Source organism: Flavobacterium hercynium, from assembly GCF_002217285.1.
Lineage (GTDB): Bacteria > Bacteroidota > Bacteroidia > Flavobacteriales > Flavobacteriaceae > Flavobacterium > Flavobacterium hercynium.
On the sequence record NZ_MUGW01000018.1, the window covers coordinates 61,611 to 76,112 of the forward strand.

At 32.7% G+C, this 14,502-nt stretch carries 15 protein-coding genes; 3 read left to right on the top strand and 12 right to left on the bottom strand.

From position 1 onward, the window contains the following. Positions 1 to 154 precede the first annotated feature (154 nt). Complete coding sequence (locus B0A66_RS09555; protein WP_089049632.1) at positions 155 to 838, bottom strand: ArsR/SmtB family transcription factor; 684 nt, start codon at positions 836 to 838, stop codon at positions 155 to 157. Positions 839 to 912: 74 nt separating this feature from the next. Here B0A66_RS09555 and B0A66_RS09560 point away from each other — a divergent pair, with 74 nt between their 5' ends. The 3 genes from B0A66_RS09560 to rluF all read left to right on the top strand — a co-directional run bounded on the left by B0A66_RS09560 (position 913) and on the right by rluF (position 3,517). Then, positions 913 to 2,064, top strand: coding sequence for a cytochrome P450 (locus B0A66_RS09560; RefSeq protein WP_089049633.1), 1,152 nt, complete (start codon positions 913 to 915; stop codon positions 2,062 to 2,064). Between the two features lie 15 nt (positions 2,065 to 2,079). After that, positions 2,080 to 2,424 carry an antibiotic biosynthesis monooxygenase family protein gene (locus B0A66_RS09565; protein ID WP_089049634.1) on the top strand — a complete coding sequence of 115 codons (345 nt, stop codon included), beginning with the start codon at positions 2,080 to 2,082 and terminating at the stop codon, positions 2,422 to 2,424. Positions 2,425 to 2,704: 280 nt separating this feature from the next. Further along, on the top strand, positions 2,705 to 3,517 hold the full coding sequence (gene rluF / locus B0A66_RS09570; protein ID WP_089049635.1) for a 23S rRNA pseudouridine(2604) synthase RluF: 813 nt from the start codon (positions 2,705 to 2,707) through the stop codon (positions 3,515 to 3,517). A gap of 101 nt (positions 3,518 to 3,618) precedes the next feature. On the opposite strand, the gene B0A66_RS09575 is transcribed toward rluF, so the two are convergent. From B0A66_RS09575 to B0A66_RS09625, 11 genes are all read right to left on the bottom strand, one after another. Then, on the bottom strand, positions 3,619 to 3,903 hold the full coding sequence (locus B0A66_RS09575) for a hypothetical protein (RefSeq protein WP_089049636.1): 285 nt from the start codon (positions 3,901 to 3,903) through the stop codon (positions 3,619 to 3,621). 46 nt (positions 3,904 to 3,949) lie between these two features. Further along, on the bottom strand, positions 3,950 to 4,231 hold the full coding sequence (locus B0A66_RS09580) for a hypothetical protein (protein ID WP_089049637.1): 282 nt from the start codon (positions 4,229 to 4,231) through the stop codon (positions 3,950 to 3,952). A 217-nt stretch (positions 4,232 to 4,448) separates the two neighbouring features. Beyond that, positions 4,449 to 5,195, bottom strand: a complete 747-nt coding sequence (locus B0A66_RS09585) for a LytR/AlgR family response regulator transcription factor (protein ID WP_089049638.1) — start codon at positions 5,193 to 5,195, stop codon at positions 4,449 to 4,451. Continuing rightward, the gene (locus B0A66_RS09590; protein WP_089049639.1) at positions 5,188 to 6,930 is read right to left on the bottom strand and encodes an ATP-binding protein; all 1,743 of its coding nucleotides are present in this window, start codon (positions 6,928 to 6,930) and stop codon (positions 5,188 to 5,190) included. Before B0A66_RS09590 ends, B0A66_RS09585 begins: the two co-directional genes overlap by 8 nt. A gap of 65 nt (positions 6,931 to 6,995) precedes the next feature. Then, the gene (locus tag B0A66_RS09595) at positions 6,996 to 7,469 is read right to left on the bottom strand and encodes a hypothetical protein (protein WP_089049640.1); all 474 of its coding nucleotides are present in this window, start codon (positions 7,467 to 7,469) and stop codon (positions 6,996 to 6,998) included. A gap of 291 nt (positions 7,470 to 7,760) precedes the next feature. Continuing rightward, a complete protein-coding gene (locus B0A66_RS09600; protein ID WP_089049641.1) occupies positions 7,761 to 9,662 on the bottom strand; it encodes an outer membrane protein assembly factor BamB family protein in 1,902 nt (633 codons plus the stop codon). A gap of 149 nt (positions 9,663 to 9,811) precedes the next feature. Then, positions 9,812 to 11,200, bottom strand: a complete 1,389-nt coding sequence (locus B0A66_RS09605; protein WP_089049672.1) for a DUF4153 domain-containing protein — start codon at positions 11,198 to 11,200, stop codon at positions 9,812 to 9,814. A 51-nt stretch (positions 11,201 to 11,251) separates the two neighbouring features. Then, positions 11,252 to 11,548: a winged helix-turn-helix domain-containing protein gene (locus B0A66_RS09610; protein ID WP_089049642.1), complete on the bottom strand. Its 297-nt coding sequence runs from the start codon at positions 11,546 to 11,548 to the stop codon at positions 11,252 to 11,254. A gap of 4 nt (positions 11,549 to 11,552) precedes the next feature. Beyond that, on the bottom strand, positions 11,553 to 12,167 hold the full coding sequence (locus B0A66_RS09615) for a hypothetical protein (protein WP_089049643.1): 615 nt from the start codon (positions 12,165 to 12,167) through the stop codon (positions 11,553 to 11,555). A 187-nt stretch (positions 12,168 to 12,354) separates the two neighbouring features. Then, positions 12,355 to 13,281, bottom strand: a complete 927-nt coding sequence (locus B0A66_RS09620; RefSeq protein WP_089049644.1) for a magnesium transporter CorA family protein — start codon at positions 13,279 to 13,281, stop codon at positions 12,355 to 12,357. Positions 13,282 to 13,507: 226 nt separating this feature from the next. Then, positions 13,508 to 14,392, bottom strand: coding sequence for a bifunctional 5,10-methylenetetrahydrofolate dehydrogenase/5,10-methenyltetrahydrofolate cyclohydrolase (locus B0A66_RS09625; RefSeq protein ID WP_089049645.1), 885 nt, complete (start codon positions 14,390 to 14,392; stop codon positions 13,508 to 13,510). Between the last annotated feature and the right edge of the window lie 110 nt (positions 14,393 to 14,502).

Consider the following 14,502-nt stretch of genomic DNA (forward strand, 5'->3'; position numbering starts at 1 on the left):
TAAGGTTCTGAGGCTTTTTTAGCACCATACCCGTACAGTATGTCATCTCTACGGAGGAGAGATCTCCGTAAGTAGCTCAACAAAGATTGGTGATATTGTTTGTGGAGATCTCTCCTTCGTCGAGATCACAAGATTGGGCGTAAAATCCAACAATCTAAAAATCTAAATTTCTAAATTTCTTCAACATTTCTTTTTCGCCTTTTCCTGTAATTATTATTGCTCTAGAATCCTTGATTCTTCTAATCCAATCGTGCTCCAACATTTTATTTAAAAGCAATGTTCCTACTGATCCGGCGATGTGATTTCTTCTTTCGCTCCAGTCGAGGCATGGTTTTAGGAATATTCGTTTTTTCTTTTTGGCTTCTTCTAAATCAATTCCAAAATCAGAGAACCATTTTTCTCCTTCGGACGTAATTTCAAAAGTAGAATTGTTTTCTATAATTATATTTTGTGCAATTAAACTATCGGCTAAAGCTACTCCTATTTTACCTGCCAAGTGATCATAGCATGTTCGGCAATATTTTATTGGAGGATAATTTTCGCTTTTCTTTTTTAATGAGAGATCCGGTTTGGGAATAAGATTTGCCATTGCTTCAACAGCGTAAGCCACTTCTTTACTGGAATATCGATAATATTTATGACGCCCTTGTTTTTCTACACAAAGTAAATTTGCTTCAAGAAGTTTACCTAAATGCATACTCATATTTTGCGGAGATGTATTAACAGCGATTGAAAGTTCTGTGGCTGTAAAAGCTCTTCCGTCTAACAATGTCCACATAATGGCTGCGCGCGTTGCATCTCCAATTAATCCTGCTGCTTTTATAAATTGATCTTCCATTTAGGTGTTCATAGTTAAATATAGAATGAAGTATTCTTTTGTAAAGTTAAATAACTTTGCTAAAAACAATTAAAATGACCACTACTTTATTCCTTCAGTCTGATGTTCAAGATCCTTATGCTTTCTATAAATTGATGCTGGACAAAAATTCCATATATTGGGATGAACACAATGAAATATGGGGAATTTATTCTTATGATTATTGCGTCGAAATTCTAAAAAACCCGGAAGCTTTAATTCCTTTTGTAAGCCATACTGATGGACAAAAGCTAAACGAACATGCCTTAGATATTCTGACTAATCTGACACGATTATCAAATGGAATTCAGCATACTGTAAATCGCGAAATTGCCAATTTGTTGTTTACAAACCTAAAATCTGTTGACATACCTACCCTACTTTCGAAATTGATAAAAAATAATTTAGTTGAAAATAAAATCGATTGGGTCGATGCTGTTTGCAAAAAATTACCTCTTTTGATTGTTTTAAAAAGTTTTAGTTTTAAAGACGATGATATCACTTTTATAATAAGTAAAATTGAAACTTTAGTCAAAATAATGCTCCCGTCTAAAAGTGACGAAGAAGTAAAATTGATTAATGAATTTTCTGAAACCATTTTTGCTATCGCCGAAAAACAACTTTTGTCATTAGACTTTTATGAATCTTTATCACATAAAATAACGGAATCAGAGGTTCATTCGCTTGACGAAATAAAGAAAATTTCTATTAGTAATTTAATCGGACTGTTTATTCAGAGTTACGACGCCGGAAGAGGTCTTTTGAGTAATTCGCTATTACAAATTATCAAACATAAAACCTTTTCGAGCAAAACGACAATAGAAAAATCTGTTATAGAGACGTTACGTTTTGATCCTCCGATTCATACTACCAGACGAATTGCAAGTGCCGATATTACAATAGGAGAAAAAATCATTAAAAAGACAGAAGCGATACTATTGGTTCTTGCGGCTGCCAATCGCGATTCGCAAAAATTCGAAGAGGAGTCAAATTTTGATATAGAACGCTTTAATAATAAGGAACATTTGACTTTTGGTATTGGCGGTCACCAATGTTTGGCGAAACATTTTTCTATTAATCTGGCTACCGAAACGTTATGGTTTTTATTTAATGAACATAAAACGATTACTCTTTTAGAAAACAATATAACATACGAACCAATGTTTAATGCCAGATTACCTAAGAACATCTGGATTTCGATACAATAATTTAAAAAATAAAATATGATAGCAGTAATTTTTGAAGTAATTCCTAACGAAGGTAAAAAAGCCGAATACCTTGATATCGCCGCAAGTCTTCGTCCGGAATTAGATCACATTGAAGGTTTTATATCGATAGAACGTTTTCAGAGTTTTAGCAATCCTGATAAAGTATTGTCCTTGTCGTTCTGGAGAGATGAAGGAAGTATTCAGCAATGGCGAAATCTTGAGATGCATCGTCACGCTCAGGCTAAAGGCAGAAATGAAGTCTTTAAAGATTATCATTTAAAGATTGCAACCGTTGTTCGTGACTACGGAATGTTTGAACGAAAAGAAACACCGGAAGATAGTTCTAGATTTCATAGGTGATAAAGGTTCAAAGTTGCAAAGGTTCTGAGGGACAAAGGTTTTTAGCTTCTGAGGTGCTGAGTTTCTTGCGAAGATCTACTTCGTCTGTTCACTGTCGCTCGAGTCTCCTTCGTGGAGATGACAAGATTGCGTGTAAAGTCGAAAAGTCCAATAATCCAACAAATCTAAAATCTAAAATCTTAAGTCTAAAATCTAAAATTCTAAGAAATCCAACAAATCTAAAATCTGAATTCTAAAATCTAAAATCCCAAGAAGTCTAAAATTTGACTACTTTTGCATTATGGAAGAGAATTTAAAACGTCTTAATAAATTTATTGGTGAAACGGGCTATTGTTCTCGTCGTGAAGCGGATAAACTTATCGAAGAAGGACGTGTAACAATAAATGGTGTTGTTCCGGAAATGGGAACGAAAGTTTCACCACAGGATGAAGTACGTATTGATGGAAAGTTAATTGTCGAAAAGCACGAGAAATTGGTGTATCTGGCTTTTAACAAACCTGTTGGAATTGAGTGTACCACAAATTTAGAAGTAAGAAATAATATTGTAGATTATATTAATTATCCTAAACGTATTTTCCCGATCGGTCGATTGGATAAAGCCAGTGAAGGGTTGATTTTTATGACTAATGATGGTGATATTGTGAATAAAATTCTGCGTGCCAGAAACAATCACGAAAAAGAATATACTGTAACGGTCAACAGACCTATTACAGATCGTTTTATTGAACGCATGGGAAATGGTGTTCCAATTCTGGATACTGTTACTAGAAAGTGTAAAGTAGAACAAATTAGCAAATACACTTTTAAAATCATTTTAACGCAGGGTTTAAACCGTCAAATCCGTAGAATGACTGAATATCTGGGTTATGATGTAACTGCTCTTAAACGTATCAGAATCATCAATATTTCGCTTGATGTACCCGTTGGGCGTTATCGTGATTTGACTGACGCTGAAATTAAGGAGTTAAATCATTTAATTGAGCCTTCTAGTAAAACGGAGGAAGCGAGTTTGCCAAAAGCAGAAGCTCCGAAAAGAAGAACAGAATTTATAAAAAGAGAAGATCCTAGATTTAAGAAAAGAGGAGATTATTAAACGAAAGTTTATAAAATTAATACAGTTAAGCCCGGATTCTATCCGGGCTTTGTTTTTTTAACTATTTTATTTGACCAACTTAATATTTATTTGACCAATTCTTAAATTGGCGTAATTTCTACAAGAACAGACTTACCTCGCAAAGGTCTGTAAATACTTGCGATAACATCATAGGTTAATCCTGAATGAACGACGCTTGCAATACATTGAAAACGGTAATTTGTTCCGCTTACGATTTGTGTCGCAACCAATGTTGGGCGATAACGCACACCAAGTAATCCATTTAATGCTTCGCTAAAAACGGCTAAATCAGCTGGAGTTGGTGCATGATAATTGGTCCATCCACCTAACAATGTTTCATTCTCTAATTGGGCATTATCTGACATAGTTCTATGATTTAATATTACTTTTTATTTTACTGATCTGTAAAAATTAAATTCTGCTAATTCTCACAATGTAGGCATCACTATCATAAGGTTTAAAGACCATAAGCAGCGATTCAAAAAAACGTTTACTTGGCGGAATAGATGCCAGACATCTAAAACGATAAATCATTCCGTCTGCAACTTGAGCAGAAACAAATAAGGGCGAGTAATGTACTCCTGAGTAGCCTTCTAAAGCTTTATTGAAAATGGCTATTTCTTCGGCTGTTGGTTTTTCGAAAGTTGACCAACCACCAAATATAATTTCTGTTTCAAGGGTTTGATTTGACATGGTATGTAATTTTGGTTATTGTCCTATGAACGTTCTTTGATTTATTACAGTAAAAATAGAGTCGGAATCAATCTTTGGTTATAAAAATGTCACGAAACAGGAAATGATTGTCATGAAACCGATAAAAATAGGTACCGCAATTTTATTCAAAAAGGAGCAAAAAAAAGCCTTCAAATCAATGAAGGCTTACTAGTACATTAAAACCAGACTAAACGAGTTATCTTAGTATTCGAAAGTTTTTCACGAAGTCTTTGTATTTATCACTTAGGGTTACTTTATGATTTCCTTTTAAAATTATTAAATTATCATTGACAATAATTTCTTCAATTTTACTTGAATTCACGATATAGTTTCGATGTGTCTGGCAAAACTTAGCAGAATCAAGAAGCTGAATAATTTTGGTTAAGGATATCAGAATGACAAATTTTTCAGTTTCTGTAATAATATTGCAATAACGGTCTTCTACTTCGATATAAACAATATCATCGATGAGTACTTTTTTGAGTGCTTTATTTTTTTTGATAAAAAGCGAATTGTTGCTAATTACGGTATTTTGATCTTCGCTATGAAAAACGTTCGACTGCTCATAAAATTTTTCGACAGCCATTTCAAGTGCGTATAAAATTTCAAGTTCATTAAACGGTTTCATTAAAAAGCTGAAAGGTTTTGTGAGCTTGGCTCTTTCAAAAATCTGACGATCCTTGGAGCTGGTCAAAAACACAAAAGGCTTTACACTATTAGGAACTACATTTATAGTTTCGGCAAAGGTTATGCCTTCTGGTCTTCCGTCCAGAAAAACATCAATAACTACAATGTCGATTTCATTATTGTAAAATAGCTGTAATGCTTCAGTATAATTTTCTGCAACACCAACTACATTATAATTGTTTGCGGTAAGTACTTTTACAAGTGCTTCACTTTCGACAGGAGTGTCTTCGATAATAAGCACATTAATATTATCCATTATTTTTAAACTTTTGTAAGGTGATAATTATTTCAGTTCCAACATTTTCTTCACTTTCGATATCGAGCTGACCACCATTTTTATGGATCATACTTTTACAGAGCTGCATTCCTAATCCTGTTCCAATTGCATCGTCATCTTTTTTCTTAGAAAGCAAAACGGTATTTTTCAGAAGCTGTTCTCTTGTTGCAGCATTCATTCCGGAACCGGTATCTTTTACTATCAGATAGCAAAAATCATCTGATGAAGGTCTGGTGTAAATCGAAATCGTTCCGTTTTCTTTTGAAAACTTTATGGCATTATCCAGCAAATTTCTAACAATAATTTTCAGAGAATCCATATCAGCAAATACATAATCTGATTTATCAACCGCTATATTAAAAGTAATATTTTTATTTAGCATTAACGGTTTATAATTGTATTCTACATGCTGCACTATAGATGCTAGGTGCAATTGCTCCTGATAAAAATAAGCTTGCTTTGTTTGCAGTAAAGCCCAATTAAGCAGATTGTCTAACAAATTATAAGCGCCATTTGCAATATTACTATTGTTATGAAGCAAAACGTCTAATTCTGTAAAATTTTTGTTTTCCAGATTTTCTATCAATTTACTGTTACTCGTTTTTAGAGCATTTACAGAGGAACGTAAATCATGGCTAACAATAGAAAACAACTTGTCTTTTGTGGCATTCAATTCGTCTAACTCATTTTTCTGAGCGAGAATAATTTTATTGTTTTTAATCTTTTGTCTGTAAAAATAAACTCCTGTACTAAAAAGAATCAACAATAAGGCCGAAGATGCAATAAAACCATTTCGCTCGGCTACTTTTGTTCTATTTTCGGCAGCAAGTACATTTACTTCTTTTTGTTTTTGTTTTACTGCAAATTTCTTTTCCAGATCTGCCAGCGCCCATACTTTATTCTGATCGTTTAACGAATCTTTCCATGTTTCATATTCTTTTCTATAGGTTAAAGCTAACGGAAAGTTTTTTCGGTTCTCCTCTACTACAGCCATATTGAGGGTTGCATTTTGCTTTAGCTGAAATGAATTGGTTTTTTTTGAAAGATTATAAGCTTTTATAAAATAGGGAATTGCCTGAGCATCTTTATATTGCTCATAATACAATGTTGCAATATCCATGTAAGAGGCAACAAGCATTTTGCTGTCTTTTTCTAATTCAAGCAATTTTACACCTTCGAATAAATATTTTTCTGATTTATCAAAATCCTGTAAATGCAAATAGCAAACTCCTATATTATGATTAAGAACGCTTTTTCTAAAATAGTGTTTAGGTGAATATTGTTTTTCGACTTCAAGAAAATTGCTTAGTGCCTGTTTAAAGTCGCCTTGTTCTAAGGCAATTTCGCCCAAACCAATTTTTAAATTATAGTAAAACTTAAAATTAGGAGATACTTTAGTAAACTCTTTTTTTGCTTCTTCAAAAAGTTTTTTTTCTTTAAAACTAATGGCTCTAAAATAATGACAGTAATCTCTAAGTTCCTGGTTTTTGGTAACGCTAAGTTGTTTCATTGCATATACCAAAGTCGAATCGTAATTTTTTTCTAAAAAAAACGCCTGCGCTTTATTAAAATTTACCTGCTCTTTAAACTCCCTTGCTTTTTCTTTGACTTCATTATCAAAATAGTTTTCTATAGCCTTTGTGGTTTGAGAAAATATAAAAAACGGAATTAATAGTGCTATCGAGATGATACAACAATTTATTTTAATCTTCATAGTTACGGTTACATTCTCAGGATTACTGCCAGTATATAATCAGTTCATTAATTTTGATTTTTTAATCAAGGTATTGCTGATCCAACATTTGTTACTGTTCCTCGAGATGCAACAGGATCGATATCCCAAAGGAAAGTTTCAATAGTTTCTATTTCAGTAAAATCTGTAATAAAAGGAACTTCTTTTGCATAAAAATCAAGTTCAAAAATATGATATTCCTTTTCTTCTGACTCTAACAAATCGTAGCTTATAAAAAACTGAAACTTTGGCTTGGTATCAAGACCAATGTAAACATTTTGATAGATACTAAAATCTATGTTTTTTAAATCTTTGGAAGCAATAAAAACTACAGCTCTAACAAGAAGTCGATTATCTTCTGTATGATATGCCTCTACTAAAGGCGATAAAAGGGTGCGCTCGCGTCTTTCCGGAAAGCGAATCTTTCCCACTGGTTTTTTAGGCAGTTCTTTTGATAAAATTTCACCTGGAGGGTAAATCTTCTCTCTCGGTCCGGGTCCGTTTGGAGTAGTTTTTTTCATGGTATTAATTATTAGGGTTAAACTTTTATTGATTATTGAAAAATTTTAAGGAATATTCTAATAAGTATATGCTAAAGAGCGAAAAAACAGTGATTTTTCAGGAATCAAATATAGTAAAGTTTTTCTTAATAAGATTTAAAGCGACTTTATAAAGAAATTAATTAACAATTTTTTATTTCTCACTTCCACTAAAAAAGTGCTACAGCGATGCGTGAAGATTATATTACAAAAATCAAGGCATAAAAAAACCCATTCTTTCGAATGGGTTTCTATATATTTTACTAAATGTAATTATATCTTTTTATTGAAAATTCTTAATTCATTTTCGAAGATGTAATAAATAGATTCTGTTTCTGCATCAATTTCATAAATCGGACGCATGTTTTCGAAGATAATTTTATCTAATTCAACACCATCTTCTTTTTTTACTTTTACTAATACTTTTTTATCAGTAGCAGCATCTTTTGCAAAAATATAAGAGTAATCACGATTTTGTTTCATTGCATCGTAACGCTGACCAAGTCTTTTAGATACGTTTGCTAATGCAGCAGATCCGGCAGCTTGATTTGAAGCTCTTTTTAATCTTGCTTCATTTTTTTGTTTTACAACATGTTCAACTGGTTTTCCGGTTGCAGGATCAATTGTTGTCATTGTCCACTCGCTTCCCATAACAGCATTTCCAACGGCAGAAACTCCTAAGCCAATAGATCCGGCTGTAGCAAGTGCAGATCCCCACGCTCTACCACCATCACCTGGTTGTGTATAGATCTTTTGATATAAAACGGTACCTTCTTTACTTACTCCTAAAACTTCTGTTGGACCAGAAAGTGCAACTCCCCAAGTAAACAATTCAATTGAGTTTAATTCTTTTTCTTTCTTAACATTTACTTTTGCAAATGCATCCGGTCTGTCTGCTACCGTAGTACCAAATTTGAAAAGCTCTTCGTCATTGTATACCAAAAACTGATTGTCATCTTCATCAAAAACACTTAACAATGGACGTTTTGGGTTGAATTTCAAGTTTCTTTTCCAAAGTTTTTTTCCTGATTTGTAATCTACCATGTTACCATAAGTTGCAGTAAGGTACAATACCTTATCATCAACTTTTCCTAAATAGTTGATAGCGTCTTCTTTATCATCAGATATTTCGATAAAGCTTTTCCATTTTTTCTGACCGTCTTTATCGATAAGCATCATTTCGTTTTCAGCAACATAAAGGTAATCACCGTCAATTGGAATTACTTTTTTCAATCCGTCTCCACGAGCATCTTTTTTCCATATTTTAGATCCGTCATTCAAATTAAAAAAGTTGAATCCGCTATTGTGAGCTACTAATATTTTAGTTCCCCAATCTTCTAAGTATACGATATATTTTGTTTTGATAGCCTCTTTCCAGATTGGCTTTCCAGTTTCAGAATCCAAAACATTTAAGTATTGTTTTGTAGACAACATTCCTTTGTTATTTATCACAACTAAGTTTTTGTTGTTTTGAGTAGGGAAAACTTTTGTATACTCAATATCTCCTGTCCATTTTAAAGCACCAGACTGTCTGTCAATTGCTGATAATTTTCCTAAATAAAGAGAATAAATAGTATTATCGCTTACTTCTGCAGAATTAGACATGTTTGCTTTGAATGTAAACATGCTGGCAAACATACTTTTTGCTTCTCCTTGTTCTGTTTTCCAGATTACATTTCCAGTGTGTAAATCAATTAAAGATGCAATAACTTTTCCTTTTTCAACACCTTTAACTAAATATTCGTCTGCACCATACAAAAACTGACTGTTAAATACGGTATAATCATACTTTGCAGAGTTGTACACTACTTTCCCGTCTGCTGTATTTATTAAAACTGTTTTGTAATTTACTAATGCTTCAACATACGGAGTTCCATCAATATCTTTCAATATTCTTTTGCTCGCAAATAGGTTGTCAGTGTCTACTTTACTCAATGTTTCAAGAGCAGTAGCTTTTCCAATTTCTTTGTCAGCATCAAAACTCCAAACTTCCGCTTTAGTGTCAGGGCTAATTCCTTTTACAACGTTTCCTTCTTTTACTACAAAAACTCCTGTAATTGAGTTTTGCATTAAGTCTTCGATTTTCGAATTCATTTTGATAACCTGATCTGCAACTCGCTGAGAAAATCCAGCGAAACTTAAGGTTAAGAAAAAGATTAAAATAATTTTTTTCATAGTTTGTTTGTAGGGTTTTAAAATTTAAAATATGGTATGTTATGAGCGACAAATATCTCACATTGCTACCTAATACACAAGCGCTTTAATAAAAAAAATCTTCTTAATAAATCCTTAATAATCAACACTTTATAGCTTTAGACCGTAATCTACTTTCTTTTATGTAAAAAACTATAATACAATGACTTAGATAAAAAGTCAGCTTCCTGATTTTTACAAATTTCCTGTTCCCTCGAAACCTCTACATATTCGCCATACAGATTTTTTGCAGAAAAGTATTCCCTGCGTGTTTCATCATTAAAATTAAGACTGCTCAGAAATCTTGGTTCAACTCCTTTACTGACAGAAATATTATAGTTCGTAATCAGATTTCCCCAATTAACAAAGCCGCACAACAACACCGTTGCATAACTACACCATACAAACTGATTAAAGAGATAGGCGTTCGTTTTTTGCTTAGTAATTTTATAAAAAGTGAAAACCAAACCAACAATTGCCAGTATTAAAAAAGCATAGACTCCTAATCTTTTATAGGTTAAACCAAAAAATGAAACATACTCTGAATTTTTGATGATGGTGCTCACAATTAAAACGCCATTTAGTACGATCCATACTTTGGCTAATTTTTTAAGATTACCAGCTTTTTCATCAAAATTAAAACCGCTTTTAAAGTAAAAGAGAATAACACCAACCGCCATAATACTGGAAAAAATAACGGCATTTACTCTTTCGTGCGTATCTGAACTTAAACTAGCGGTTTTTACTGCTTCAAAAAATTGTTCATAATTGTAGGTTCCAATAAAAACAATCAGCATGATATTTAAAAGTGCTAAAGTAATTTCACCGCTTTTTCTTTCGAAATCAAGATCAAGGAACGAAAATGTTTCTTCGTTTTTGTTTCTCCCTTCTTCTGAAAACTCATGAGACAATTTATCGTTGTATTCATAACACGCTTGTGGAATCCAGTAATTCCAAAAGGTAAATGAAATATAGAAACCTAAAACACTGCTAAAAACGAGTGAATAAAAATTAAGATCTAAGGTGTAATCTGTAAAAAGTGATGAAAAATGATCGCTCCCAAAAGAGTAAACAATAAAGAAAAGCGCCAGAAAAAACATTGGGATAATGAAGTACGCAATTAGTTTTTTTAACGTGTTGTTGTGAAGCTTTTTTTCCGGAAGCCAATCACTAAACATAAAAGCACGTGCTAAACTCGCGAATCCGTTAATAAATACAAGCGGGAAAACCTGTATTATTTTAAGCTCTGTTTCCTGCGTTTTAAATTGCAAAAAGATAAGAGACATTGCTAATGCCAGAAAAGAAACAAAATCGCCATACCAGGCAAAAGCAAGACAAGACAAAACTGTTGTGACCACCAGAACCAAATGAGATCTTTCTGTAAAACGATCCTGAAAAAAATAACAAATAAATCCAGTAAGGGCGAGACCAAAAAGCGAAAGATTGATACCTACTAATTCATTGTAAAAAAGCAGCAAGAAAATGAAGCTGCATGCCAAAATAAAGTGATGTTTTTTCATAATAATTGATTTAAAAGTACTTTGCATTTCAAAGTATTTAGACAAAAAATTTTAGTTTTTAGATTTCATTAATTTTTCAAGACTATTTAAGTGCTCCTTAAAGGCCGCGCGTCCTCTATTGGTAACTCTATACGATGTTTTTGGCTTTTTACCAACAAATTCTTTTTTAACTTCAATGTATTCTGCTTTTTCTAATGCAGAGGAATGACTCGCCAAGTTACCATCAGTGATATTCAAAAGACCTTTCATTTCGCTAAAATCAATCCAGTCATTAACCATCAGAACGGACATAATACCCAATCTGACACGGCTTTCAAAATCTTTATTTAATTTATCAATGATTCCCATTGGCTTATTTGTATTTTTTGAACATTATTAGGCCATACAAGATATGCAAAATACCAAAACCAAAGATCCAAAATACTAATCCGTATCCGATATAAAAAAGTGATATAAATCCTAAAACCAATTCGCAGAATCCTAAATACTTAACATCAGAAAATGTGAATTTTTCAGCATTAACAAGTGCTAATCCATAAAAAATTAAAGTTGCCGGAGCTACTAAACCGTACATTTGGTGATACAAAAGTGCCAAACAAAATATACCGCCGGACACTAATGGAATTGCGAGATTAAAAAGCATATTTTTTGTTGCTGATGTCCAAATAGGTAAATTATATTTTTTACTTTTTCTGATGGTAAAAAGCAGACCAAAGAAAAGAGCGGCAACCAATATAATTATTCCTGTCAAAAATAATTCAGAAACTAAATTTGAACCATATAATTTATGTTCATTGCTAAAATAATCAAGTCCATTGGCTTTAAATAATTGATAAACATATAAACCGCCAATTAAAGCCGCCAATCCGGCAAATACTCCTGATAATCCGCTTAGCGATATAAATCTTGAAGAACGCTCCATCATGGAACGAATATGTGATAAGTCTTCTTGGTGCTTCTGATTCATAATTAAAGTACTTTGTAATGCAAAGTTATATTTTATTTTGAATGCACAAGCAAAAAAGTTTCTTTTTATTTGTTCAAAATAGCACTAAAACTTTTAATCTCACTATTTTCGGGACTTTACACAAAAGACAAGCTCACCTTTTCAGATGAGCTTTCTATATTGAGTACTATTTTTAATTGCTTTTATATTAAAACCATCTTCTTCTTTTGAATAAAAACACACCAAAAGCAGATAAGATTACAGAAACTAGTAATAAAATCCAGATGCCGTACTTGCTTTCTTCCAATCCGTTTGGCACGTTCATTCCGTACAAACTAGCAATCAAAGTGGGAATCATCAGAATAATAGAAATCGAAGTCATTTGCTTCATTATATTATTCATGTTATTAGAAATTACAGAAGCATAAGCATCCATCATTCCGGTTAAGATATTGCTGTAAATATTGGCTGTATCCTGAGCCTGACTTAACTCAATTTCAACATCTTCCAGAAGGTCTGAGTCGTAATTTGCTTTTTGTGCTTTTAGGTTTTTTATTCTATGAAATAAAACATCATTCCCTTTTAATGAGGTAATAAAAAACACAAGGCATTTTTCGATTTGAAGTAATGCCTGCAATTCTTCATTTTTGATTGATTTCTCTAAATTATCCTCTGCCAGCTTAATTTTTTGATTGATTTGCTTTAGGTACTTTAAATACCAAACGCTTGATGACAAGAGCAATCGTAACACCAAATCAAAATTATCTTTTATCGCAATGTTTTTTCTTTGTGAGTACTGTACAAAATCGGTAATGATTTCTGTTTTATAAAAACTGATGGTTACACAAACTTCTTCTTTAAAAACCAAACCCACAGGAATGGTCTGAAAAGGGAGTTTTATATCATCACTCTTTATGGGAACACGCATGATAATCAACGTCCATCCATCTTCTATTTCGATACGGGGTCTTTCGTCTATATCCTCAATATCATTATAGAATGCTTCAGGGATCTGCAATTCTGATAATAAGTATTCTTTTTCAGCTGCAGTTGGAGATTCAATGCTAATCCAGCAATTTGGAGTCCATTCTTTGATCTCAGTTAATCCGTTGTTGTTTTTGTAAAAGGCTTTCATTTCAAAATTCAAGAGTTTATCATAGCATTTTGAAATGTTTCAAAAGCTACTTTAATTTAATACTAACGAATAATAATCGTCCATTTGGAGAAGTTTTTTTTAAGTGGTGCAAAAATATCGTTTATTTTTAAGACAGAAAACTTAAAACTATTAATTATATATTAAAAAGACGAAAGCCTATCTGTTTTGTCAGATAGGCTTTGCATATAAGTGCTTTTGATGTAAATTATTTTCTTGCGCTTCTCATTTTACGTGCTAAAAGCGTATTTTTTAACAACATAGCGATTGTCATTGGTCCTACTCCTCCCGGAACCGGAGTAATGAAAGAAGATTTTTTACTTACTTCGTCAAAATCAACGTCACCTGTAATAACGTATCCTTTTGGGTGCGAAGCGTCTTCTACTCGTGTAATACCCACGTCAATAACAACTACACCATCTTTTACCATGTCTGCTTTTAGGTAGTTTGGCACTCCTAAAGCTGTAATAATAATATCGGCATTTTTAGTAAATTCTTCGATATTCTTTGTTCTGCTGTGTGTTAGAGTAACTGTAGAATCACCAGGATTTCCTTTGCGGCTCATTAAAATACTCATTGGTCGTCCCACAATGTGGCTTCTTCCAATAACTACGGTATGTTTTCCGGCTGTTTCTACTTTATAACGTTCTAGCAATTGCATGATACCAAATGGTGTCGCAGGAATAAAGCTTTCCATCTCTAATGCCATTCTTCCAAAGTTGGTTGGGTGAAAACCATCAACGTCTTTATCGGGATCGATTGCTAATAATATTTTTTGCTCGTCGATATGTTTTGGCAAAGGTAATTGTACGATGAAACCATCAAGATCATCATCTTCGTTTAATTCTTTAATTTTTGCCAGTAAATCTTCTTCTGTAATATCTTCAGGTAAACTTACTAAAGTTGAATCAAAGCCAATTTGCTGGCAAGATTTTACTTTACTTCCCACGTAAGTTAAACTTGCTCCGTTTGTTCCTACGATAACAGCTGCCAAATGAGGTACTTTTCCTCCTGCATCTTTTATTGATTGAACTTCGGCTGCGATTTCGTTTTTAATGTCTTCAGCTGTTTTTTTACCGTCTAGTAGTTGCATTGTTTTTGTTTCAGATTTGTTTTAGTTGTTTCACGTTTCATGCTTACTTTGAAACGGAATGTTCATTTACTTATTTTCTACTTATTTAAAAAATTTAAGGCCTAAAATTT